A 25,549-nucleotide genomic window follows, 5' to 3' on the forward strand; every position below is an offset into this window, starting at 1 on the left:
CGGCACTCGGCCATTCGAGGCAGGCAAGAATGCCTGCCCCACCGGAAGATCCCTGCGCGACCCGCGATGCCTCAATTCGGACACGGATGTCCCAACCTTCCTCATTCCTTCGCCACGCCAAAGTCGTCGGCCTCCTCACGCTCGCGAGCCGGGTTCTGGGGCTGGGACGCGAGATTGTCTCGGCCCACTTTCTCGGGACCGGCCTGATCGCTTCGGCGTTTACTGTCGCGTTCACCATTCCGAACCTCTTCCGAAAGCTCTTCGGCGAAGGGGCGCTGTCGGCGGCGTTTATTCCGCTTTACGCCAGGGCGGTGAAGGACGATCGGACCTCCGCCGCCGATTTCGCCGCGTCGGGCATCAACCTGCTCGTCGCGATCCTCCTGGCCATCACCATTCTTGGCGAACTTCTATTGGTGGGCATTCTGGCCCTTTGGCCGGGGCTGCGGGCGGACCACCTGCTTACGCTTCGCCTGACGGCGATCATGCTGCCGTACGTTCTGCTCATCTGCGGAATGGCGTTTCTCTCCGGCATCCTCCAAGTGCACCGCCGATTCGCCGCACCTGCGGCGGCGCCGATCCTGCTCAACCTCTGCCACATCGCCGTGCTGGTGATCGGGGCAGCGACGCTCGGGCTTAGCGGTCGAACCGATGACGATCGCGCCGCCGAGCTGCAAACCTCCCTCGTCTACTGGCTGGCGTTTGCCGTGCTCGTCGCCGGCGTGTTGCAGACCGCCATCCTGCTGCCGAGCCTGCGTGCCGTCGGCTTTCGCTTCCGCCTGGCCGTCGGCCTCTGGACGCCGATGACCCGAAACATGTTCCGGCTGACCATTCCCGTCGCGCTGGGTGCCGGCGTCGTCCAGTTGTCGGTGCTGCTCGACCGAAGTCTGTCCACGTTGCTGATGGCCGGCGTCGATGCCGCCGGCAACCAGATCACGCACTTCTCGATCTTCGGCCAGGTATTGCGTTATCCGATGGAAGCCGGCGCACCCGCCCGGCTGGCCGTCGCGCAGTTTATGTACCTCTTTCCGCTGGGCATCTTCGCCACAGCTCTGGCAACGGCGATCTTTCCTTCGCTCAGCAGCGATGCGCTTGAAAAAGACCAGTCGAAGTTCAAAGCATCGCTTCGGCAGGGAATCGAGGCAGCCTTGTGGGAAGGCATCCCCGCGAGTGTCGGACTGATTCTCGTCAGCGAACCGGCGATACGGCTACTGTTCCAACACGGCCAAATCACGGCCCACGATGCCGACCTGATTCGCCATTCGCTGATCTACTATGCCGCCGCGATCTGGGCCTTCTCGCTCCTGCAGATCACCAGCCGGGCGTTCTACGCCGTCCACGACACGGCCACCCCCCTCAAACTCGCCATTCTGAACCTGGTCATCAACCTGGCGGTCGAACTGCCGATGATCTGGGTGCTCGGCGAAGCCGGGATGGCCGTCGGTACGCTGGTGGCGTTCACCGTGCAGGCGATCTGGATGCTCCGGATTCTCGATCGCAGGGTCGGCGGGCTCGAACTTACGACCATCCTCCGCCCCGTCCTCAAGATGTTCGCCGCCACGGCTTTGATGACCCTGGTCTGCTGGGGCGTCAGCCGGTTGCCGATCTATCCGACCGGCGACCGCCGGTGGGTCTGGGCGGCACAACTCGCGATCCTGATCGTGGTCGGTGGTGCGGCCTATGGCGTTGGCTGCCGGCTGTTGGGCGTTACCGTGATGGACCACTTCCTGCCGCGACGTTTCCGCCGAAGGTAGCAGGGACGGCTCTGCTCCCCGAGACGCCGTCGGAATGGTTGGAATGACCCCGCGATCGACTGGCGTTTGGGGGTCTTAGACGAACCCGCCCGTCCGCCGTATGATCCCTCCCCCTATGTCTCAGCAACCGCTCAATCGCTATTCCGCCAAGATCACCCAGCCCGCCACGCAGGCCGCCAGCCAGGCAATGCTCATCGCCACCGGTATCTCCGGTGCCGATTTGAACAAGGCCCAGGTCGGCATCTGCTCGGTCTGGTACGAGGGCAACCCCTGCAACATGCACCTGGCCGATCTCGGCATCGTGGTGAAGAAGGGCGTCGTCGAGGCGGGCCAGGTGGGCATGCGGTTCAACACCGTCGGCGTGAGCGACGGCATCTCGATGGGCACCGACGGCATGAGCTACTCGCTCGCCAGCCGCGACCTGATCGCCGACTCGATCGAAACTGTCATGGGCGCCCAGTGGTACGACGCGCTGATCGCGATCCCCGGCTGCGACAAGAACATGCCCGGTACCGTGATGGCGATGGGCCGGCTCAACCGCCCGAGCATCATGGTCTACGGCGGCACCATCCGCGCCGGCTGCGCCACCCTCAAGGGCAAGGAAGAAAAGCTCGACGTCGTCTCGGCGTTTCAGTCGTACGGTCAGAGCCTGGCCGGGGCGATCACCGAAGACGAACGCAAGACGATCATCGCCAAGAGCTGCCCCGGCGCCGGCGCGTGCGGCGGCATGTACACCGCCAACACGATGTCGTCGTTCATCGAGTGTCTCGGCCTGTCGCTGCCCTATAGCAGTTGTACGCCGGCCGAAGACCCCGACAAGCAGAAGGAATGCGTCGCCGCCGGCCACGCCGTCCGCAAGCTGATGGAACTCGATCTCAAGCCGCGCGACATCGTCACCAACCAGAGCTTCCGCAACGCGATGCGGCTGGCGATTGTGCTCGGCGGATCGACCAACGTCGTGCTGCACAGCATCGCGATGGCGCGGTCGTTCGGGCTCGAACTGAGCATCGACGACTGGCGGAAGATGAACGCCGAAACCCCGCTGCTTGCCGACCTCAAGCCGTCCGGCAAGTTCGTGATGGAAGACGTTCACGCCTACGGCGGCGTGCCCGCGGTGATGCGGATGCTGCTCGACGAGGGGTTGATCGACGGGTCCTGCATGACCGTCACCGGCAAGACGATCGCCGAGAACCTCAAGACGATCGCGCCGATCAAGCCGTTCGGCAACGGCCCCGGCCAGCAGCCGATCATTCGGCCGCTCAGCGATCCGTTGCAGAAGTCGGGGCACATCCTGATCCTTCGCGGCAACCTTGCGCCCGAAGGTGCGGTGGGCAAGATCACCGGCAAGGAAGGCACGCACTTCAGCGGGCCGGCGCGGGTGTTTGATTCTGAAGAAGACATGATCCATGGGCTGGAACAGAAGAAGATCCAGGCGGGAGACGTCGTCGTCATTCGCTACGAAGGCCCCAAGGGCGGCCCCGGCATGCCGGAGATGCTCAGCCCGACGGCGTCGCTCGCCGGGTACGGGCTGGTCGGCAAGGTGGCGCTGATCACCGACGGCCGCTTCAGCGGCGGGTCGCACGGCTTCATCGTCGGCCATGTCGCCCCCGAAGCCGCCGACGGCGGACCGATCGCGCTGGTGCACGACGGCGACCGCATCAACATCGACGCCGCATCGCATGCGATCACGGTGGACATCGAGCCGTCCGAACTCGCCCGCCGCAAAAACGCCTGGGAGCCGCCCGCCCCCAAGGCCAACCGCGGCTACCTCGCGAAGTACATCCGCCTGGTGAAGAACGCGTCCGAAGGCTGCGTGACGGACGAGGCGTGATGGCGAGTGCGTTATGGGAGCGCGTGCCCGGCTGTCCGTGACACGGGTTTCCAACCCGTGCGAGGTGCGTCGGAGTAGAAAAGCCGTCAATCTTCAGGGCGGCCGTTCTTCTTGCGTTTCAAAATAGCCAACTGAGGATGTACATCTGACGACGCAGGCGCACCTCGCACGGGTTGGAAACCCGTGTCACGGACAGCCGATCGCGGCGCAACCGGTCATGCCCAATCACGACAGTCTTAACCTGCGCATTGGTGTCGACGTCGGTGGAACGTTCACCGACCTGGTGGCGTTCGACGGGCAGACGCTGCGCGTCGTGAAGATTCCTTCCACGCCGCCGGAATTCCACCGCGCGGTCATCGCTGCCGTCGCGACGGCGGCGAGTGACGGCGGGGCGGCCGAAGCGATCGTTCACGGCTCCACCGTCGCCACCAACGCACTGCTCGAACGCAAGGGCGAGCCCGTCGCGTTCATCACCACCGAAGGCTTCCGAGACATGCTGCTGATCGGCCGCCAGAACCGGCCCGAGCTCTACGCGCTGCACGTTGTTCGCCCGGCACCGCTGACGGCGGAGGAAAACTGGTTCACTGTCCGCGATCGAGTCAGCGCCGCCGGTGACGTCGTCACGCCGCTCGACCACGCCGAGGTGGACGCGCTGGTGGCGACCATCCAATCGCGCGGACTGAAGCACGTCGCGGTCTGCCTCATCTACAGCTACGTCAACCCAGCCCACGAGCGACTGATCGCCGAGCGGTGCAAAGCGGCGGGGCTCACGGTTAGCCTCAGCAGCGACGTGCTGCCGGAATTTCGCGAGTACGAACGTGCGAGCACCACGGTCATCAATGCGGCGCTGCGGCCACGGGTGGAAGAGTACCTGACGAAGCTGGAATCGGGATTGGGTGGCATGGGCAAGCGTACTCGCTTGCCCGTGGCGGACGCCGACCCACAAGCCCACGGGCAAGCGAGTACGCTTGCCCATGCCACCCCTTCACCCACTCCACTGCAGATTATGTCGTCAACGGGCGGCACCCTTTCTGTTGTCGAAGCCTCCGTCTCCGCCGCACGGTTGGTGCTTTCAGGTCCGGCGGGGGGCGTCATGGGCGCGCTGCTGATCGCCAAAGCCGCCGGGCTCGAGAACGTCATCACCTACGACATGGGCGGCACCAGCACGGATGTCGCGACGATCGTGGGCGGCAAGCCGCAGTGGACGACCGACGGCGTCATCGACGGCCTGCCCATCCGCCTGCCGGCGCTGGACATCCATACTGTCGGCGCGGGGGGCGGGTCGATCGCGTCTCTCGACGCCGGTGGGGCGCTGCGCGTCGGGCCGAAATCCGCCGGCGCGATTCCCGGCCCCGCGTGCTACGGCCGCGGCGGCACCGAGCCGACCGTCACCGATGCCAACCTGATTCTCGGCCGAATCCCCGCCGACCGATTCGCCGGCGGGCAGATGCTCATCGATTCTACCCTGGCCGCAAGCGCGATCGCGCCGCTGGCGGCGGCGATGGGCAAGTCGGTCGAAGAGGCTGCCGACGGTATCGTCCGTGTCGCCGAAGAGAACATGAGCCGGGCTGTTCGCGCCGTCACCAGCCGGCGGGGGCTCGATCCGAAGGACTTCGCGCTGGTCAGTTTCGGCGGGGCGGGCGGGCTGCACGCGTGTGCGATCGCCGAGTCGCTGGAAATCCGGTCGGTCATCATTCCTCCCTACTGTGGCGTGCTGAGCGCGCTGGGCATGGTCGCCGCGCCACCCGTCGCCGACGTCTCCAAGACCGTTTTGCACCTGGGCGAAGGCCTCGACGACCACCGCCTGTATGCCGAGTACGGCCACCTGAACATGCTCGCTTCCGACCGGCTGCCGCAGGAGCAGCTCGCGGCGGTCGAGGCCTACGCTGACGTCCGCTTCAAAGGCCAGTCTTACGAGCTGACGGTGCCCGTCCGCGGGGCTGACCGTGAGCGGATCGAGCAGAGCTTTCGCGATGCCTACGCCGAGCGCTACGGCAGTCTGCCCAGCGGCCGGGCGATTGAGATCGTCACGCTGCGGCTGCGGCGGGTCGGCCGGGTCGCGCCGATCGAACTGCCCACCATCGACGCCGACAGCACGCCGGTCGCCGGCGGGTTCCGAACGAGGGAGCAGTTGCTGGCGGCCGGCCCTACACCCGGCCCTTTTCTGCTGATCGACGACCAGTCGACTACGTTCATCCCCACCGGTTGGACGGCACAGTGTGACGGGCGGGGGATTGTCACATTGGGGCGATAGAAGTTTCGCACAGGCAACCCGATTAGCGGTCGCATCGCAGCTGCACGCATGGACGAGACGGAAGAGTGGGCCTGCGGGGACCGCTTATTGGATAGCGCGTTGCGACTTACTCCGTCGGCCGTGTTGCCGGTCCGCCGTTGAGTTCCTCAATCCTTCCTTCCAGTTGCATCCAAGCTCCGATCAGCTCGTTGTTGTAGTGGTGGTCCTTTGCGTACTGCAGCAGCTCGCGAGCGCGCTGGATGTGGCCCAGCTCGATGTCGGCCGACGCCACCAGCACGTACGACCGCCAGTAGTTCGGCGCGGCCGCCACGCACGATTCGCCGATCTGCCTGGCCTCGGTCCATCTTCCCTGGCTGGCGTACTGCGCAAAGACGCCGCGATGCAACTGGACCGACTTCGGGTGTTCCTGGAGCGCGACGGCGTAGAGGGCAAGCGGGTCGTTCCAGCGGAGCGCGTAGGTGTACGTACGGAGCGATCCCAGTAGAAGCAGGGAAAGGACTGCAATCACCGCCGTCCGTCGCCGGGCCATGCTGCCGGCGGCGAAGCGCGTGATCCCGATGCCCGCCAGCACCGCCAAGAACGCCGACGGCAGGAACATCAGCCGCTCGGCCAGGATCGTCCCGATGATCGATGGCAGGTTGCTGACCACGCCGTACAGCTGCCCGGCCGCCAGCGTGCAGAACGCAACGGGCACGTCGCGACGTCGCAACGATCGGACGAGCAGGACTACCGAGCCGATGACCACCATCACGCCGACATAGAACCAGGGCTCGCTCCAGCGGACAGACGACCCGATCACCTCTGCGCCGTAATCGACCGATAGTGTGCGCGGCCAGAGCAGCAACGCGGCGTAGCGGCCGAGGATGACCAGCGGCATCAGCCAGCGGTCGGCGCCGGTGCTCGCGACCATCGGGTTCAGTCCCCACTCGATCAGCGCCCGATCCCACGCCAGGGGAAGGATCGCCTCGCGGTAGAAGAAGTAGCCGGCGATCACGTACACCAGGCACATCGCCAGGATCACGCCAAGCCGTCGCTGCGATAGATCGGGCGTCGCGATCATCGCCGCAGGTGCCGGGTTTCGACGACGCCCGAGCCATTGCAGACCCGCGAGCATTGCCAGCAGCAGGGGGAAGAAGATGCCCTGCTCTTTAGACAGCAGCGCCGCGATGCAGCAAGCGACGATCGCCGCGACGCGCCGGGCGGTCAGCCGTTTGCCGACATACAGCGTCAAGCCGCCGATCGTCGCCAGGGCACACATCAGTTCTGCCCGGCCGACAATGCCGGCGACCGCTTCGACATGAATGGGGTGAGCGGCAAACAGCAGGCCGGCGATCAAGCCGGGCCACCAGCCGGCAAGCCTTCGGGAAAACTCGGTGACCGCCGCCGCACACGCCGCCGCGAGCAGCCAGTTCACCAGGTGAAACGGCCAGGCCCGGTCGCCGGTCGTGTACGCCTGGAGGGCGTACGTCATGCTGGTGAGCGGGCGGAACAGCTTGTCGGCGCCTTCGGGAAAATACTGATCCGTCCAGAAGTAGCGCCAGCGGTCCGGCGATGCCAGCCTCGGGTCGTCGCGGGCGATGTACAGGTCGTCGTAGATGAACGTGCCGCCAAGCGTGACGGCGTAGAGCGCCAGCGACAACGCCGCCGCGACGAGCGCGGGCACTCGGCGACGTCGCCAGTGACTTACTCCATGCTGATCTGACGTCACTGCTTCCGTCACTTCTTCGCCGGCGGCGGGGTGCCGCCTTCCTTCAGGCTCGCCAGGTAGGCGATCAGGTCGGCGAACTCCTGCGGGCTCATCGCCTGCTCCAGCCCCTCGGGCATTGCCGACAGTTCGCTGTGCTTGCGGGTTTTGACGTCTGCCTTCTTCACCACGATTCGGGCGGCGGTCGAGTCGTAGATCTCGATCTCGGCCTCGCTCTCCGACTTGACGATGCCGGCGATCACGTCGTCATCCTTCGTCTTGATGATCGTCTGCTGGAAGCCGTCGAAGATCTGCTTGCTCGGATAGACGACCGATTCGACAAGCTTGGCCCGGTCGTACTTCCCGCCGACGCCGACCAGGCTCGGGCCGATCAGGCCGCCTTCGTTTTGCACCGCCTGGTGGCACTTCATGCACGCCGCTGCCTGCCCGTTGAAAACGGCCTTGCCCTTGGCGGCGTCGCCGGGGTTGGCCATCGCGAATGCGGCGAAGGCGTCGGGCCCCTTGGCCGCGCCGCCAACCGCCGGGGCGAACTTCGGGTCGAACAGCTTGCTGGTTCGATCTTTCGCGTAGATCTCCTGTAGCACCACGATCGCCTCGGGCTTGATCTTGCCCTCGGCCAGCCGCTGCTCGATCAGCGGCAACGCCTCGGCCTTGATCTTCTCGACCGCACCGCGGGCGTCGCGGACAAACCCGCGGTTCTTGTCGGCCAGGGTGTTCAAGTAAACGTCGAGCGCCCGCACGTCAGGAATGCGGCTCAGCGCCTGCAGCCCGTCGCCGCTCACCTTCTTGGTCTGCACCGCCTCGACCATCGCCGGCACGGCGTCTTTCGCTTTCATCTGGCCGAGCGCGACGACGGCGTTCTTGCGAACGTCCGTTCGCTTGTCCTTCAGCGTCACGATCAGCGCTTCGATCGCCGTCTTGTCGTTGATCGATTGCAGCGCGTTGATCGCGCCGTTCCAGATCTGCGGCTCGGTCGCGGCAATGCGCTTGGCGATCGCCGGCACGCCTTCCTTGGCCTTCAGGCTCCCCAGCGTGTCCATCGCCGGCTCGATGACCTCGGGCAACGCCGCGTTCTCGACCAGTGAAATCAGCACGGGCACGGCGTCCTTCGCGCCGGCCTCGCGCAGGATGGCAATGGCATCGGGGATGAGGGCGGCGGGGGCCTTGGGGTCCTTCAGCACCGCCGTTGCCAGCTCGACCGCCTTGCCCGATTTCGCCGGCGTCAGCGCCTTGAGGATCAGCGTCCGGGTCTCGACGTCCTGCGCCTGCCCGAACAGGTTCACGAGCAACTCGGCGTTGCCGGGATCGGGCGCGATGACCATCGCCTTGACCGCCGCCGCTCTGACGGCCGGGTCGGCGTCTTTCGCGAGATCGCGGATCGCGTTGAGGACAGTCGTCGTGCCTTCCCAATCGACCACCTTTGGCGGCCGTGGATTGCCAACCGGTTGCGTGGCCCACCAGTTGCCGCCCCAGGGCTTGGGCTGGCGATGCAGATCGGCCGCCGATAGCAAGGCGGTGGAACGGGCGACGGCAGGTTTGGTCTTGTCGAACGCGAGTTTCACGAGCGCGTCGACGAGCTTGGAGTCGTAGGTGTTCCGGAGGGCGTAGGTGACGTTGGCCCGGACGGCGTCGGAGTCGCCTTCAATCCCTGCAACGATCGCCGGCCAGGCGTCCGGGTTGGCTTTCCCAATGCGATGAAGCGCCGTGAACAGCGCGAAGCGGGCGAACAGATCCTTTTCCGAGTCCAGCGCCGTCAGGGCCGACGGCACGGCTTCGACCGAGCCCAGGCGGCCAAGGATCGTCGCCGCCTGAAAGCGGATCGCCGCGTCGGCATCGGCCAGGGCGGCCTTCAGGTCTCGTGCTGCCCAGGCAAGTCGCTCTTCGCCGATCAGTCGCATGATTTGTCGGCGAACGCTGGCATCGCAATTCTTGGCACCCACCAGTTCCGCGGCATCGCCGAGGATACGAATCCGAACCTTAGAGTCCGCCGGATGCATGCCGTGGATCGCCCAGATCGCGTGCCAGCGGGCGGCGGGGCTGGCACCATTGTCCTGGATGATTGCTCCTAGTGCCTTGACCGTCTCGCCATCGCCCTTTTCCGCGAGCCGCCGCTGCGCCACCATCCGCACGCTCCGCGCCGGGTGCTTCAACCCTTCGATCAATTCCGCCGTCGTCGCATCGAACTTTTTCCCCATCGCCGCTGGCACATACCATTCCGGTTTCGGCGTCGCGTGGTTCTTGCCGGTCCAGGTGACCTTGATCAGTCGGCCGACTTCCGGCTTCTTCTGGTGCCAGCCGCCGTAGCCCCAATCCGTCACCCAGAAGCCCAGACCGTCGGCGGTGATGTCGATGCCGAGCGGGCGCAGGTCGCCGCCGGGCGAGAGGAAGTCGGTCATCTGATCGACCTTGAACGTCCCGCTGTCGCGCGATACCTGGAAACGCTGGACCTTCCCCTTGCCCCAGTCGCAGTGAAACAGGTTGTCGCGGAACTCCGGCGGCAACGCGTCTTCGGTGTAGCCGATCGCGCCGCAGGGAGAGCCGCCGCCGTACTCGGCCATCCGCCAGAGCGTGTAGGGCTGGTACGGCTTCTCGGCCAGTCCGCCCTGCGGGGCCTTGCGGCTGTTGGGGTCGTTCTTGTTTTCGGGCGCTTTGTAGTCCCACGGATAGCCGTAGTAACCGCCGTCGACCATGTGGGTGAAGCGGGTCCACCAGCCGTGGCCGTCGTCGGTGTTGTCGTAGGTAAACTTTTCGTCCTCGCTGGTCATGGAGACGTCGAGGTGGTTGCGCGTGCCGGTGCTGTAGACTTCCAGCTTGGTGCCGTCGGGTTTGAAGCGCAGCAGCCCGCCGCCGGGCAGCTCAGCCTCGGACCCGTCGATGTTGCTCTTGGCACCCCACACGCCGCGATCGCCGACCGCCATGTAGAAGTAACCGTCCATCGCCAGGCGGATTTGCGCCGGGATGTGGTCGTTCAGCCCGCCGATGGTCGGCTTGCCGGTCTGGTTGATGAGGTCCTTGCGGTTGGCGGCCTTGCCGTCGATGTCGTCGTAGACGCTGAGGATCGGGTACTGGTGGACGAAGACTTTGCCGTCGAGATACGCCAGGCCAAAAACCGGATTGAGCTTGTCGGCCCAGACGGTGAGCTTGCCGTCGGGCCAGAGGCAGACGATGCGGTCGATCGGGTCTTTGCCGCCGTGGTTGTCGAGCGGGTCTTCGCCGATGAGCACCCGGCCGTCGGGCAGGGCACAGACGACCGAAGGCGATTCGATCTGCGGCGACAGCAGGACCGTCTCGACCTTCCAACCTTCGGGGGCGACGGGGGGTTTGGGGTCTTTACGCAGTTCCAGCGCAGGCCGACCATCGGCTGGGGCGGCCTGGCCCCGGCTGATGGCAGGAATCACGAGAACCGCAGCGAGCACGGCAAGGTTGCGAAGCATCGGGATCATGAGAATGGGTTCCGGCGAGAGAGCGACAACCGACAGTGGTCGACGGCTGTCCAGTGTACTCTGCCGGCGGCGGGTTGTTATCGGATCGTAGCAGGCGAGTGCAATTTCAAGGCAGGCGGTATCTCAGCCGGCAACCCTTCGGCGCAGGTCATCGACCGAAGCCTTCCAGTCGTCGCCTGCCTGTCCTTCGTACCAGAGCTCTCGAAGTTCCGAATCGTCGTCCAGGATGCGGTCGATCGCCTTGAGGGCACGGCGGATCAGCTTCGACGGGACTTTCTGGGGATGGTTTTCCACCCAGCGATCCACCGGCTCGGAAGCTGTGTCGCGCCGGCCCCAGTTGCCCTTTAGTCGGGCAATCACTTCGCACGCCGCGATCGCCGCCCCTGCGAAATCCATGGGAACGTAGTCGTCGCTCTCGGCAAGGAGTTCGTTGATCGCCTTGGCGACGAGAGACAAGTCCGAAACATCACCAAGTGTCGCGACAAAGTCGGCGGCGTCGTCATTGGCGAACGATTCGTGGCCCCAGGCACCCATAGGCACCCATCATACAACCAGCCCCTTGCCATCGGTAAACCGAGGCAAGGGGCTGGGGTGCAAGAGAGACAACTCTTGTAACGGTGCGTTCTAGTTACGGGCGGCGTTCACCGATTCGACCGGGACGTCGTACATCGCCAGCAGCACGCGGTGCGCCACGATGCGATACGCCTCGTTGATGTCATCCGGCCAGCCCTGTGTGCCGACCTGGTTAAGGTGAGCAATCAGGTTTGCCGTCAGCTTCTGTCCGTCGATGTTGTCGGGCAGATCGAAGCGCCAGATGTCAGGCAGTTCGTGGATGAGCGACGCATCGACCGCCGGCAGTCCGTGGCCGGCCGGGTAGCGGGCGACCGCGACGTTGCGGCCCTTGTCGAGGTTCGTATCACCGCCGGCGGCCTTGTTCGTCTCGGTCGCCTGTTCGGCGGCGTTGACGGCAGGCTTCTTGGCGGCGGCCATCACGGCACCCACGTTCGGCTGCACGGGCCAGTTGCCGATCAGCGCCTTGGGGTCGCTGATTTCGCCCTGGGCGACCACCACGTAGTTGTTGGTGCCGAAGACAACCTTTTCATCGAGGTCGAAGCTCTTGCCGTACTTTTCCTTCCAGCTTCGTTCCAGCGTCGCGACGCGATCGGTCAGCGGCTTCCAGTCGGGCTTGGTGTCCTTGTACTTGCTGATGCGATCACGGTCGGCATCGACCAGTCGGTTGACGATGTTGTCGAAGATGTCCTTGGACATCGACGCTTCGGTGACCGCTTCGAACGCGTTGCGGACGTCGCCTTCTTCCTTCAGGTCCTTCGGCGTGACGCCAGCGGGGAGCGCGAACGCCTTGGCCTCGGCGTTCTTCTCGACCTTGTCTGCAGTCTTGTCCACCGCGCGTTCGACACGCTCGGCAGCGCGATCGACCGCGTCCTCAGCCTTCTTGGCGGGCGTGGGCTCATCAGCGGTGATGGCCGGCTTCTGCTCCTGAGCCATCAACAGAGATCCGGTTGCCAAAGACGCCGCAATCATGAGAGATAAATGCTTACGCATGTAAAATCCTCCGTGTAAAGAGAGTGAAACTGTTCTCGCCACGGGGATCGAAGAAACAAACCGCGAGCCTGCGGTCGTGCCGCAAGGTCATGAAATCAATCTCATGGCAGACGACGCCTGAACCTGGTTTTTCAGAGCGTGCTCAAGCGGAGTGAAGAGATGGAGGGACACTCGGGCGTACCGACCGCTGATTGTTGTACCGAGGGTGATGACGCAATCCTCACGGCCGCTTATTGCAGCCCGGGCGTACGGCACGGTTCGGCCGACAGACTGTCGGACATGATGCGTCGATGTGTGTAGGGCGGCGTGGGCAAGGGACAAGCGGGCGACCTGCGCGGATCGCGTTGGTGGCAGGCGATTGCGAATCGGCGAGGCCGGACGGGTCCGGTGCTACTCGTCGATCCACTTGACCATCATCATCTGAGGCTGGTGAAACTTTGATTTGTCGGGAAACGCGACGCTCGCCTGCTCGATCGACTCGATGTAGCTCTTGTAGGCGGCCGCATTGCCGTATCGCGGTGCGAAACCCCGCGTGCCCACGATGAGGTAGTCGCCGCTGCGGGTGCGCAGGTTCGGGCGGCCGATCTCGATGGTGCAGGGGATGCCGGCACCATTCAGAAAGTCGCGCACGTCCAGCGCCCACTGCTGCTGGCTGGGTCCGTACGATTCAATGACGCAGTAGTTCAGCCCGGGGTCGCGCTTCGACAGGCCATTCACCACCGGCGAATCGACGAAGACCGCGTCACCGGCGCGCACCGTGGTGCTGCCATTCACCGACGGCGATGCGCCGGCCATCGCGCTGCCCGGGATGCGCTCGGCGGCCATTCGGGCGTCGCCACCGGGGACGGCCTTGGTGCCGCGAGGGTCCAGCACACCGGGCTGAACCGGTCCACTCTTGATCTCCGGCGTTGATGGGACACGGGCAGTGGGGGCACCCGTCTTCTTACCGGCGATGTAAGCGAGCCCGACCACCACAAGCGTTGCCACAACGCCGATCGCGACCGTCTGGAATCGCACCTTGAGCGTGACTTCCTGGCGGTCGCGGTCGATGGCGACCTGATTGCCCGGCTTGGGCGAAGAGTCGTTTTCAGAGCGGGTCACCGACAACCCGGCGACCTGGGACGACGAACCAGCGCCTCCGCGGGATGCTGCGGTGGCCCGGGGCACCGCCTGTCGCAGCGTAGGCACCGGCGGCGCTTCGTCATCCTGCGACTCATCCACGAAAACCTGTTCGGGGTTCGGGGCGATCGCAGGTGCGGGAGTTGAGACGGACTGCCGCGCGCTGCGCGAAGCGAGCGTCACCGCGGTGATACCGGCCGTGGGGTCTGTCGGGTCTAACGCAGGGGGAGCGGACTCGTCCGATGTAGCAGTGGAACCGGCCCGCTTTTCCATCAGGGCGGCGAACCACTTGCGAGTCACCGTGAAAATGGCAGGCGTGCCCAATGGCTTGAGCTGCGAATGCCCCGGTGGCGGTGCATAGGAGCGGCCTGCCGCTGTTGCCGAAGTGTGACCCTCGGATGAACTGCGGGCGCTACTGGTTGGTGGACTACTGCTTTGGGTGTGACCACCCTGGGTGTGACCGCTCTGGGGGTGGCTACTTTGCGATGCTCCACCTTGAGCGTTGCCGCTCTGGGTGGCGCCGCCTTGCAGCGAGATGCCCTGGCGTTCCAGCGCCTTCTGCTGGGCGGCTCGCATGACTTCAAATAGGGCGGTGGAGTTCTTGCGCTTGGCCATCCGTGACCTACCCTTCAAGTGTGCGACACGCTGACGTGACTAACGACAACGCGCCGCTGACGACCGGCATCCATGCCAGTCTTGAGTTCCCCGTAACCTGCCTCAGCCATTGCTACGGCTGACACCTTGCTCTCACATTACCTTCCATGGTTCGGGCCGCTCCATATTTCCATAGCGTCCCGCCGGGCAAAAGTGTACGAGTTGGCAATCCGGGACGCAACAGCGAACCCAATGTTTACCCAGAACTTACACGCCCTACAAACCTGACAGGCGGTCAGGTTTCCGCCCCTTACCCGGCCTTGGCACATTACACAGTCGACCCGGTAAGGCGCTCAATCGTATGTCGGACCGGTGATTGTCCGTATGTGTTCGACGCCGCGAAGCCCGGTTTACCGAGGCGACGCCGGCCCCGAGGTTGTCCCGGAGTTTCCATGAGTCGGCCACTGATGCAGCGCCCGGTGATGGACCCCCTGTTCCTGCAGGAGTTGCAGGCCCCACCGGGGAAACGCCGATGGGTCGCCTGCGCGGCCCGGGGGCTTCGCTGGGTGGCCCGGAAGCTCCTGAGCCAGCCGCTGACGCTGCGCCGGGACAAGCTCAAGTTCGCCGGCGACAGCCGGGGCAGCCGCTGGGCCTGGGGCGTGGCATACCGCCTGCTCTTTGCGCCGCTCGCGATGGCATTGGTCGCCGGCGTGCTGGTGTTCAGTGGCACTCACCCGCAGGCGGCAATCGCCAACGGCGACCCCGCGTCCTTTGGTGTCTACTACGACCCGGTCGAGTTCGCCAGCGGCGACGGCACTCGGCTGACCGGCTGGCTGGTTCCGGTCGTCGATGCCCGCCGCGTCCTGCTACACAAGGACCGCCTGCTCCATCAGAAACATCCGGCGGTTGTGCTGGTCCACGATCACGGCCAGTCGCCGGCGCAAATGCTCCCGCTGATCGCACCGCTGCACGAAGAAGGCATCGTCGTGCTGGCGGTCGGCCTGCGCGGCGTCGGCACGGTGGACCGCGCCCCCCAGACCTTCGGCCTCGACGAATCGATGGACGTCAAGGCCGCCGTCAATCTGCTTCGGGGTCGCCCGTTTGTGGACGACAGCCGGATCGCCGTCATCGGCCTGGGTACCGGCGCCAACGCCGTACTGCTGGCGGCGGAGAAGGACGAGAAGCTGTTCGCGATTGTGCTCGCCGATCCGATCGTTAGCGCCGATGAGGTCGTCGCTTCCCGGCTGGGACCCGATGCGTTCGGCCTCCGCTGGATGCAGCCACTGACCAAATGGGCGTTCGAAATCGGCTACCGGCAGGATGTCGATGAAATCAGCCTGAACCAGCACACCACGGTCTTAACGACGCGCAAGGTGCTGCGTGTGCAGAAGGCGACGATCGAGAACCGCCTGATGGCCGCCCCGACCGAGGAGATCCGCAAGTTCTGCCGCGAGACGCTGCGGCCATGGGATCATGATGTGAAGCCGTAAGGGAGGCGGTCAGGGTTTGATCAGGAGCGGCTCGGCCCAGATCGCATAGTTGCTTTTGGGCTCCGATCCGCGCGAAGTCAGCGAGAGCTTCAACTCGGCTACACCGCTGATGTCGCAGTCGAAGGCGTGGGCCGGTTCGGTACCGGCGACGATTGCCGACGCAAGCGTCTTTCCATCGCCGATGACCGCGAACTCAACCTTGCCCTTTTCGCCGAGTTGCGGATGGAGTCCGCCAAGAACGGAAAAGCGGGCATACGTCCCCCTGGGCAGATGGAACATCAGGGACTTGCCCATGCCTGCGCTGACGCCATTAGTGAACTCGCGTTCGGCAGTGCCGTCGCCGTCCGAGACGCGCAGCCGCAGCGGCATTGCCTTCTTTCCCTCGGCCAGAATGACGCCGGACCGCGCATGTCCCCAGTGAGGCGAACTGTAAAACTGCGACTGGGGGTAGTAGAGGCTCGCCGCTTCAAGCGGAAAGAACCCGCCGATCGCTACACGCCTGAGTGACTTCTGCTCGGCCTCATCGAACCGCTCGGCGCCGAGACAAAGAATCGTGTACATCGCATCGGCGACGACCTGTGCGTCCACTTTTGCGGCTTTGATCTGCCAGCTCTCGACGCGTTTTGCGTCGTCGGCGTATAGCGCCTGGATGATCGGCAGGGTCGTCGATCGTGCGTTGAGAATGCCGTCGTGGATGCGGTGCAGCAAGCGCCAGGAGGCTTCGTCGACCGTCGTCCCCAGCAGCGCGGGCTTGTAGTCTGCGAGGGTGACGGCAAACGTTCCGTTCTCGACCGGACCATGAAGCAACTGGTCCTTCATCGCATCGGGCGGCGGCATGAACTGCTGAAGCAGGGTGAACATGTTGTCGCCGGGCATCGTGTGGGACGGGCTGCCGTAATCTTCGATCTGGTGGCAGATCGTGCCCATGTAGCGGGCGGCGTCCTTCACGTTTTTGGCTCGAAGCGCGTCGACCGCCTTGCCCATAAAATAGCGCAGCGTCTGCAGGTTCTCCGGCTGCTGTGCCGGCAGGTGCAGATTGAGCAGGTAGACCTCGGCCCTTCCCTCGATCATCGCAAAGCGGGCGTTAGGGCGGTCCGTAAAGACGTTGTCTGGAATCATGCAGTACTTGCCGGCCAGCGGGGCAAGCTCGTCGCCGAGTAACTGCTGCTGCCAGGGCGGGAGTACCTCAAGCGCGGCTTTGGTGATGGCCAGATGCGGCTCGCCCCATGCGAAAGCGGACCCGGCAGGTAGGGCGATCGCGGCCAGAAATAGAAGCCTGAGCAGATTGAATCGAATCATCGGATCCTGATTGTACCGCAGGTAGAAATGAAGCCGCAGCCCGCGGGCAGTGCTCGCGGGCTGCGGTTGGGTTTTTGCAATCGACTCTACGCTCGCAGGCGAATCCTGCTGAGCGTAGCGGCTGAAGGTCAGACCTTCTTGCCGCCACCGCCACCGCCGCCGCCACCGCCACCACCGCCACCACCGCCACCACCACCGGCCTTGGGCGTGAAGGTCACGCTGGCAACCAGGGACGACGTGTCCAGGTCGGTCACGGTGAGCGTCTGGGTGCTGGTGCTGGTCGAGGTGAGCGTGAAGCTGTGTACGCCAGCGTCATCGCCATTGAACGTGTAATCCGCCGGCAGGCCCAGAGCGGTCGAGCTGCTCGAGAAATGCACGGTGCCGTAGTAGTTCTTTACCTTGTTGCCCCAGGCGTCCAGGATCGTGACCTTGAGGGTGAAGGCCGTATTGGGGGCGACGTTGGACGGGATCGCGAGCGTGACCTTCGCCGGTGCTCCGTTGATCACATCGATCGCCGCGAGCGTCGTGGTGAGCGATGGGGTCGAGGCATCGGTCGCCGTCACGCTGCTGTACGCCGTCTGCGAGGTCGCCGTCTTCAGTGTGATCGGGAACGAATGAGTGCCGGCATCTGCCGCGGTGAAGTTGTAGTCGGTGGGCAGCCCGGCCTGCGCGTCGGTGCTGGTGAACTTGAGCTTCCCACGATAGCCGGTGGCGACATTGCCGTAGGCATCGCGGGCGGTGATCACCATCGCAACTGACGATCCGGCGACAGCGTTATGCGGGCCGTAGCTGGTCAGGCTCGTCGCGGCGGCGGCGGTAACGCTAATGCCGATCTGCGTGCCCGACACGCTGAACGCGTAGTCGGTCGCCGTAATGGAGTGCGTGCCGGCCGTCTTCAGCGTGGCGCTGAAGGTATGCACGCCTGCGTCGGCCGGCGTGAAAGTGTATGCCGCCGGCAGTACGCCCTGGTAGTCGCTGCTGCCGAAGTAGACCGTGCCGACATAGTTCGACATCGCGTTGCCGAGTACGTCAAAGGCACGCACCGTGAACGTGTTGGCGGTTCCGGCGACCGTGCTGGCCGCATAGCCGGAAACCGTGAACGAACCCACATCGGCGGTCGTTCCCACGATCGTTTCCGTCCCGGTGATCGAGGGATCGGCGATATCGGTTGCCGTCAGCGTCTGTTCACCGAGCGTCATCAGTTTCACGTACGTCGTGCCACGCCCGTTGACGAGCGTCAGATCCGCCGGCAGGACCATGTAGGGGTCGGAACCGGTGAAATGAACGGTGCGGGTGTCAACGCTCGAAGCATTGCCGTACATATCGCAGGCTTCCACTTGAACGGACCGAACCTTGCCGATCGATCCCGATCCGCCGGTCAGCCGAAGGTACGCGACTTCCCTTGCGCGAACATTCACCGCGTTGGATGAGCCGGTGATGCTCGGCGTTGCCGTGTCGGTCGCGACAATGTTGCGGTAGCCGGCCGATTTGAGCGTAGCCGAGAAGGTGTGCATGCCATTGTCGGCGGCAGTGAAGGTGTAGTCGGCGGGCAGGCCGGCGAGCACATCGTTACTGCTGAAGTGGACGGTGCCCTGGTAGTCGGCACCCATGTTGCCGAAGGCGTCGAGCGCCATCACAGTGAAGTCGAACGGTGTTCCCGCTTCAGCCGACGTCGGAGCGGAGACGCCGAACCGAGTTGCCACGCCTGCGGTGACGGTGACGGCCTGGGTGCCGGTGCCGACGAACGGCGCGGTTGCCATGATCGTCTGCGAACCGACGGAGACCAGGCGCACGCCGGTCGCGAAGGTGTGCGTACCCTGATCAGCGGCCGTGAAGGTGTAGGTCAGCCCGGTGCCGCGGGCGTCGGTGGTCACGATGGACACCGTTCCGAGGTAGTCCTTGACCTGGACACCGGCTTTATCAACGACGGTGACGGTGACCGGAACGAACGACCCGGCCGCGACGGTGGTCGGGGCGGTGATCTGGAAGTTGGAGTTGGTCTGTACGCCGACCAGGCCGTTGTTGTCGTTGATATAGACCGAGACGGTGCCGTTGGTGGAGCTGATCGCGACGTCGGAAGCACCGTCGCCGTTGAAATCACCGACCTTCAGCGCGTTGCCGGTCGACACGTTGTCGATCACGGAGCCGTTGAAGGTGCCGTCGCCGTTGCCGGTTTCGATTGCGAAGCCGGCACCGGTGCGCTGGATCAGGTCGAGCTTGCCGTCATGGTCGAAATCGCCCTGGGCCATGTCGAGCGGGGCGGTGCCGATGTTGTAGGGGCGGGCGGGCTGGAAGGTGCCGTCGCCGTTCCCGTCGAGGACGGAGATAAAGCTTGAGCTGTAGGAATTGGCGACGGCGATGTCGACCTTTCCGTCGCCGTTGAAGTCGGCGATGGTCTGGGCGAACGGCGCCGAGAACGCGGCACTCGACTTGACCGGCAGGAAGGTCCCGTTGCCGTTGCCGAGGTGGACGTTCACCGTGCCTGCGGAAACCTGGTTCGTGGAAATGATGTCGGCCTTGAGGTCGTTGTTGAAGTCGGCCACGCCGACCGACGCGGGGCTACCGCCGGCGACGGAGTCCATCTTCGGCCCGAGGTTGCCCGCGCCGTCGTTCAGGAAGACGCTGACCGAGTTAAAGTAGTGGTTGCCGGCGACCAGGTCGGGCTTGCCGTCGGCGTTGACGTCGGCGACTTCGATGGAAGTGGGAGGAATCGAGATCGTGTAAGCGACGGGGGCCTGGAAGGTGCCGTCGCCGTTGCCCTTGAGGACCGTCAGTGCGCCGGTGTAGTACGACGCGAGGGTGACGATGTCGTTCTTGCCGTCGCCGTCAAAGTCGCCGACCTTCACGGCGACGGGCGTGTTGTTGGTGGGGGAGCTGATCGCCACCCCGAAGGTGCCGTCGCCGTTGTTGAGCAGGACGCTGGCCAGGCCGCGGCCGCTGACGCTGCCGACGGTGACGATGTCGTCCTTGAGGTCGCCGTTGAAGTCGGCGACGGCCATTGAGGCCGGCGTCGCACCTGCCGGGTAGACCGCCGGGGCCGAGAAGCTCATGAGTGTTCGGTCCTCGAGTTTCTCGACCGGTAGCCGTGTCGCACGGGCGATCTTTGCCCGGGCTGTTGGTGAGTTCCCCTGCTTGGTTTGCCGCTGACGCCTGCCGAAGTGCGTGAAGAACATAGCCAATCCTCGTTCTGCCGCTGCCCGGACGTCTGTCGCCCCGGCAAGGGACTTCTGTTGAATCGGGCATGGCTCGTTGCCTGCCTCGCTTCAACAAAGTAAGGATTTCTCGAGTTCTTCAGCCTGACTGCAAACATTGCAGGGAACAGGCTTTCCAAGCCCCAAGTCGAGGGAAAGCCCTGATGTCAGGGCTCGATTGCAGCGACGATGATAACCATTTGGCCGATTCCCTACGGAGGACCCCCTGCAATGTTTGCAGGGTAGAATTGAAGTTTGCCCATGCGGATTACCCTCATCCCGTCGGCGTATGACTTCTTTCGCTTGGTCGGCGGTGAATGATGAACCTTAAAACCCAGTTCTTCCTCTGGTGTTCGCTTCTACTGCTGGGCGTGCTGTGCCTCGGCGGGTTCAGCGTCTGGTCGCTGGAGGCGATGTCGCGATCGTCGCGCGCCGCTACCGCGTCCTACGCGGCGCAGGATCGCGCCGAATCCACCGTGACCAAGGTCGCCTGGCTGCGCGACAGTTTCCGTGGCACCGAGCCACGCACTTCGGACGACCGGCAGTACTTCGCCTCGGTGCGACAGGAAATCACCGAGATTATCGGCCACCTTCGCCAGTCGGCGCAGGTCGACCACGGCGACGCTGCGGCCGAACTGCAATTGAGCGACGCGCTTCAGGAGCATCTGGAATCGGCGGCTCGCCATGCGGGCGTGGGCGAGTCATCGGAGGGTTCCGGTACCCCGGTTCCCCTCAACCGGATGGCAGCGGGTGACATCAAGCGATCGGCCGAAGAACTGGAACGGCTTCGGCAATCGCTCACTGCAACGACGAAAACGTCCTCCGCCGCGGCCCGGCATCATCTGGTCGTCTCCTCACAACAGCTTTCGAGCTGGGTGACCGCGGCGTATGTACTCCTGGCGATCGTGACGGCGGCGTCGGTCGCGATTTTTGTCAAACAGTATCGATCGCTGGTTCGCCCTCTTTACGTCTTGCGGGGCGAGATGCAGCGCAGTGCCGCCCGCGAGTTTCGAGAGGAAGTCCGACCGGCCGGTCAGCGGGAGTTCCGCGATATCGCCGGCTTTTTCAACGGGCTGGCCCGCGACCTGGCCGAACTTTACCGGGATCTGGAGAACAAGGTCATCGCCCGCAGCCGCGAACTGGTCCGCTCCGAACGCCTGGCGAGCGTTGGGTTTCTCGCCGCAGGGGTGGCCCATGAAATCAACAACCCGCTGAGCATCATCTCCGGATACGCGGAACTGGCGGCCAACGGATTGCGGCGGGTCATGCTAGATGAAGGCGACATGGACTCATCGGCGTCCGGCGGGGGTTCTGAGGCCGAGGCCGAAGCACTTGCCGCGGCACTGGATGCGCAAACCATCATCCGCGACGAAGCCTTCAGGTGTAAGGAGATCACGAGCCGATTGCTGTCCCTGGCACGCGGCGGGACCGATGAGCGAAAGCCGCTCTGCCTCGACGACGTCGCCCGCCAGGTCGCCGTGCTCACCAAGGGTCTAAAGAACTACAACGACCGAAATGTGCTGGTCGATTTCCGGCCGTCCGACGTGCTCGATGTGGTCGCCAATCCCACCGAGATCAAGCAAGTGCTGCTGAACCTGACCATCAATGCCTTGGAAGCCGTATCGCCCGGTACCGGGCAGGTCAGGATCGCGGGCAAGCGGGCCGGCGAGTGGGTGGAGCTGTCGGTCGAAGACAACGGAAAAGGGATGTCCCGCGAGACACTCGAGCATGTCTTCGAACCCTTTTTCACCGCCAAACGCGGCGTCGGCGAGCCGGGAACGGGGCTGGGGCTGTCGATCACGCACGCGATCATTGAGAACCACGGCGGCCGGATCAGCGCCGAAAGCGCGGGCGTCGGCCGCGGCAGCCGGTTCATTCTCCGCCTGCCGGCCCTCGTCCGTGCCGTTGCGGCAGCGGCGGCCGTGACGGCAGTGGTGAACCCGCTCTGATGCCGCGTCGTAACCATCTGGAGCTGACGTGAAACTTCAACCCGGCAATGACAACTTCGACACCCCGCACGTCGCCTCGACCGGACGTGACGTCCTGGTCGTCGAAGACGAGTATCGCATCCGTGAAATGCTGGCCAAAGCGTTGAAGGAGATGGGCTTTACCGGCACGTTCGCCTCTTCGGCCGAGGCTGGTGCCAAGCTGCTCGCCCAGCGATCGTTCGACTTTCTCATCCTGGATCTGAATCTTCCGGGCAAGGGCGGGATCGCGTTCCTCGAGGCGTTGCGTCGCGATCATCACGATCTGCAGGTCATCATCCTGACAGGGTTCGGCGATCTCGAAGCGGCCCGCGCCGCCATCCACCTGGATGTGGTGGAGTTCCTGACCAAGCCTTGTGCCCTGGGAACGCTGGAAGTCGCGCTGGATCGCGCCAGTAAGCGACGTCGCGGCCAGGTCATCGCGGAACGTGCGGCGGCGGAGGAACGGGCACCCACTTTCGCGCAGGAGCCGGCACGGCCTGTGATGACGTCTTCCAGTCACGAGGCTGCGGTCGCCGACGGCGGTTCGATGGAGGAGCTCGAACAGAAGCACATCCTGCATGTGCTCGAGAAGCATAGGGGAAACCGCACTGCCGCCGCGGCCGAATTGGGTATTAGCATCCGGAAGCTGTATTACCGGTTGGGTCAGTATCAGAAGCAGGGATTACTTTCATGAAGTCCACCCGCGCCTCCTGCATCTTGCCATCGCATTGCCTTATGGTGCGGTCGTCCGCACTGGGCTCGCGTCAGCGTTGGATGGTAGGGTTCACCCTGGTCGAGCTTCTGGTGGTTATTGGAATCATCGCCTTGATGATTTCAATTCTGCTTCCGAGCCTTGGTCGCGCCAGGGAACAGGCCACGCGTATCCGGTGTGCCGCGAATCTGCGGCAACTCGGACTGGCGATGCAGACGTACAGTCTGGCCGAGCCCAACGGCAGCTACCCTCGCACAAAGTACGACCCGAGCAAAAAGCAGATGCTGCTTGATAACGCCGGCTATCTCGTCCCGGCGACTTTTGGCAATTCAGGATACGTCGGGGAGAACAACGTGCCGGCGAGCTTATTCTTGCTGATGAAAACGCAGAAGCTTTCGCCGCAGATGTTCCTCTGCCCCGCGACTGAAGGCGTCGCCTACCCGGAAGACCCGAAGCAATCGAGCAACTGGAAAACGATCCCGCTGCAGATGACCTATTCGCTGGCATCGGCGTTTCCGTCGGCGGCGAGCCCGGCAACGTCGCGACTGCAGTGGAAGAACACCTTGGGGGCCGAGTTTGCCCTGATCGCCGACATTAACCCCGGCACCCGGGGCGGAACGAATCCACCGAACAACACCGTCGCCCCTCCGCATACCGCAAGCCCGTCCGCCATGGCCGCTGCCAACTCCAACAATCACGGGAATACCGGCCAGAATGTGCTTTACGCCGACGGCCACGCCGAGTTTCAGAACACGCCCTATGCCGGCGAGTTTCGCAGTAACGGCATTCGCGATCACATCTACACCGCCGGCACCGGCGACGGGGGTATCACCAGCGAGTTGGCGATGCCGGTGGATGCACACGACTCTGTATTACTCCCGACGGACGATCCGGGTGGGAAGTAGCCGGGAGCATGTCATCAGGATGCCGGTGTGACCGCCCGGCTCGACGAGCTTAACGCGTTGCCCAACTCAGGGGTCGAAGGCGGTCACTCGATCTGCCGAAGCTGCAGTGAATCGATGACCTTCCCGTGTGCCAACGCGTTGGTGATCACTACCAGCCAGGTGCCGCGATCGCACCAACTCCGTCTCTTGAGGTACTTCAAGGCGTTCTGGATCGTCTCTTCGGGGTCGTCGCTGAAGGGCATCAGGAATGGCTCGACGCCCCAGGGCAGCAGCAACTGGCGGAAGAGCGCCTCGTCATCAGTGAAGGCGTAGATCGGCACGCCGATCGGCCGCAGCGCCCCAAGTGTGTAGGCCAAAAATCCGCTGCGGGTAAACACCACGATCCCCGACTGCCCCAGTTCCTGTGCCAATACTGCGGCGGAACGGAGCATCTTGCTCTTGGGCTCGGTCAACTTGATCGCGTCGTTCATCCCGCGGACTTCGACCGGCTCAGTGCTCTTGACGATGTTCTTCAGCACCTCCACGCACTCGAGTGGATACAGACCTGTCGTGGTCTCGCCCGACAACATGACCGCATCGGCCCGCTCGCGGACGGCGTTGCTGACGTCGGAAATCTCAGCCCGCGTCGGCATCGGAGCGCTGATCATCGATTCCAGCAGGTGCGTGGCGATGATGACCGGCTTGCCCTCGGCGAGGCAGTTGTCGACGATCCGCCGCTGCACCAGCGGCAGCACGTGGTAGTCGATTTCGATGCCCAGGTCGCCGCGGGCGACCATCACCGCGTCGGTCACCTTCACGATCGCTTCGAGGTTTCGCAGGCCGCTCTGGTCTTCGATCTTGGCGACGATCCGGGCTCTGGAACCGAGGCTGTCGAGCAGCGCCCGCAGGACCAGGATGTCGTCGCTTCGGCGGACGAACGAAAGTGCGTAAAAGTCGATCCCCGCGGCGACGCCGGCGCGGATATCCCGCTCGTCCTTCTCGGTCAGCGACGGAAGGTTGACATCAACCCCGGGCAGATTGATATGTCGGCGGGAGCCGAGCTTGCCCGGCGTGAGCACGCGACACAGCACGTGCGTTTCGTCTTTCGAGAGCACTTCAAGCCTTAGCAGCCCGCTGTCCACCAGGACCGTGGAGCCGACGGCGACATCCCCCGGGAGGCCGGGGTAATTGACGATCACACCCGTCACGCCGGGGGTTGGTGTTTCGGTGTAGAACTCGAACTCATCACCGATGTTGAGTTCGATCGCCTCGGGAACCGGGCCGGTACGAATCTCCGGGCCCTTGACGTCCATCATGACCGCGACTTGGCGCTGCAGCTGTGACGATACGCTGCGAATGCGTGCGACCAGCGACTGCACCCATTCGCCGGTGCCATGTGCCATGTTCAACCGGATGACATCGACCCCGAGGTTGATGATCTGCGAGAGCTTCTGTTCGCTTTCCGTGGCAGGTCCAACGGTGGCGACAATCTTCGTGTGTCTGTAGTAACCGCGCATGAATGTCCACTTCGGATGGTGCCGGGGCGAGGAATGGCCCCGGAGGAGCGCGGCGGATGGTTCCGTGGAGATTAACAGAGTCCCCGGGAACCGCAAATTGCGACAAGAACTTGTTCGCTGAATCCGAACAAACTCCCCGCGCAGCCCTGATATGCTGTCGATCACCGGGCGGCCCTGGCGGACAGGCAGCGACTTCAGGGCTCGACAGGACGTCGCACCGCAGATCTTT

Annotated in this window: 15 protein-coding genes; 7 read left to right on the forward strand and 8 right to left on the reverse strand. The window is 64.3% G+C overall.

The window, feature by feature from the left end:
* Positions 1-86 precede the first annotated feature (86 nt).
* From murJ to IPV69_RS03550, 3 genes are all read left to right on the forward strand, one after another.
* Positions 87-1,751 carry a murein biosynthesis integral membrane protein MurJ gene (gene murJ, locus IPV69_RS03540; protein WP_206293533.1) on the forward strand — a complete coding sequence of 555 codons (1,665 nt, stop codon included), beginning with the start codon at positions 87-89 and terminating at the stop codon, positions 1,749-1,751.
* 115 nt (positions 1,752-1,866) lie between these two features.
* Positions 1,867-3,582 (forward strand): dihydroxy-acid dehydratase, encoded by a 1,716-nt coding sequence (gene ilvD, locus IPV69_RS03545; RefSeq protein WP_206293534.1) that lies wholly within the window; start codon positions 1,867-1,869, stop codon positions 3,580-3,582.
* Between the two features lie 217 nt (positions 3,583-3,799).
* Positions 3,800-5,836 (forward strand): hydantoinase/oxoprolinase family protein, encoded by a 2,037-nt coding sequence (locus IPV69_RS03550; RefSeq protein WP_206293535.1) that lies wholly within the window; start codon positions 3,800-3,802, stop codon positions 5,834-5,836.
* 106 nt (positions 5,837-5,942) lie between these two features.
* Here IPV69_RS03550 and IPV69_RS03555 read toward each other — a convergent pair whose 3' ends face one another.
* The 5 genes from IPV69_RS03555 to IPV69_RS03575 all read right to left on the reverse strand — a co-directional run bounded on the left by IPV69_RS03555 (position 5,943) and on the right by IPV69_RS03575 (position 14,281).
* Positions 5,943-7,499 carry a hypothetical protein gene (locus tag IPV69_RS03555; RefSeq protein WP_206293536.1) on the reverse strand — a complete coding sequence of 519 codons (1,557 nt, stop codon included), beginning with the start codon at positions 7,497-7,499 and terminating at the stop codon, positions 5,943-5,945.
* Between the two features lie 53 nt (positions 7,500-7,552).
* Positions 7,553-10,984 carry a HEAT repeat domain-containing protein gene (locus tag IPV69_RS03560; RefSeq protein ID WP_206293537.1) on the reverse strand — a complete coding sequence of 1,144 codons (3,432 nt, stop codon included), beginning with the start codon at positions 10,982-10,984 and terminating at the stop codon, positions 7,553-7,555.
* 123 nt (positions 10,985-11,107) lie between these two features.
* Positions 11,108-11,518: a DUF4259 domain-containing protein gene (locus IPV69_RS03565; RefSeq protein ID WP_206293538.1), complete on the reverse strand. Its 411-nt coding sequence runs from the start codon at positions 11,516-11,518 to the stop codon at positions 11,108-11,110.
* Between the two features lie 90 nt (positions 11,519-11,608).
* Positions 11,609-12,490 (reverse strand): hypothetical protein, encoded by an 882-nt coding sequence (locus tag IPV69_RS03570; RefSeq protein ID WP_206293539.1) that lies wholly within the window; start codon positions 12,488-12,490, stop codon positions 11,609-11,611.
* Between the two features lie 447 nt (positions 12,491-12,937).
* Positions 12,938-14,281, reverse strand: a complete 1,344-nt coding sequence (locus IPV69_RS03575) for a hypothetical protein (protein WP_206293540.1) — start codon at positions 14,279-14,281, stop codon at positions 12,938-12,940.
* Positions 14,282-14,712: 431 nt separating this feature from the next.
* Here IPV69_RS03575 and IPV69_RS03580 point away from each other — a divergent pair, with 431 nt between their 5' ends.
* Positions 14,713-15,750: an alpha/beta hydrolase gene (locus IPV69_RS03580; RefSeq protein WP_206293541.1), complete on the forward strand. Its 1,038-nt coding sequence runs from the start codon at positions 14,713-14,715 to the stop codon at positions 15,748-15,750.
* 9 nt (positions 15,751-15,759) lie between these two features.
* On the opposite strand, the gene IPV69_RS03585 is transcribed toward IPV69_RS03580, so the two are convergent.
* Together IPV69_RS03585 and IPV69_RS03590 are read right to left on the reverse strand one after the other, a co-directional pair.
* The gene (locus tag IPV69_RS03585; RefSeq protein ID WP_206293542.1) at positions 15,760-17,049 is read right to left on the reverse strand and encodes an NPCBM/NEW2 domain-containing protein; all 1,290 of its coding nucleotides are present in this window, start codon (positions 17,047-17,049) and stop codon (positions 15,760-15,762) included.
* A 128-nt stretch (positions 17,050-17,177) separates the two neighbouring features.
* Positions 17,178-20,222 carry an FG-GAP repeat domain-containing protein gene (locus IPV69_RS03590; RefSeq protein ID WP_206293543.1) on the reverse strand — a complete coding sequence of 1,015 codons (3,045 nt, stop codon included), beginning with the start codon at positions 20,220-20,222 and terminating at the stop codon, positions 17,178-17,180.
* A 338-nt stretch (positions 20,223-20,560) separates the two neighbouring features.
* On the opposite strand from IPV69_RS03590, the gene IPV69_RS03595 reads away from it, so the two are divergent.
* Genes IPV69_RS03595 through IPV69_RS03605 form a run of 3 tightly spaced genes read left to right on the forward strand, consistent with a single transcriptional unit; the run spans position 20,561 to position 23,824 of the window.
* Positions 20,561-22,189, forward strand: a complete 1,629-nt coding sequence (locus IPV69_RS03595; RefSeq protein ID WP_206293544.1) for an ATP-binding protein — start codon at positions 20,561-20,563, stop codon at positions 22,187-22,189.
* 28 nt (positions 22,190-22,217) lie between these two features.
* Positions 22,218-22,901, forward strand: a complete 684-nt coding sequence (locus tag IPV69_RS03600; RefSeq protein WP_206293545.1) for a response regulator — start codon at positions 22,218-22,220, stop codon at positions 22,899-22,901.
* Positions 22,898-23,824: a DUF1559 family PulG-like putative transporter gene (locus IPV69_RS03605; RefSeq protein WP_206293546.1), complete on the forward strand. Its 927-nt coding sequence runs from the start codon at positions 22,898-22,900 to the stop codon at positions 23,822-23,824. The genes IPV69_RS03600 and IPV69_RS03605 overlap by 4 nt, the downstream gene beginning before the upstream one ends.
* 83 nt (positions 23,825-23,907) lie before the next feature.
* Here the strand turns inward: IPV69_RS03605 and pyk are convergent, their stop codons facing one another.
* The gene (gene pyk, locus IPV69_RS03610; protein ID WP_206293547.1) at positions 23,908-25,320 is read right to left on the reverse strand and encodes a pyruvate kinase; all 1,413 of its coding nucleotides are present in this window, start codon (positions 25,318-25,320) and stop codon (positions 23,908-23,910) included.
* Positions 25,321-25,549: the final 229 nt, after the last annotated feature.

The organism is Humisphaera borealis, assembly GCF_015169395.1.
GTDB lineage: Bacteria > Planctomycetota > Phycisphaerae > Tepidisphaerales > Tepidisphaeraceae > Humisphaera > Humisphaera borealis.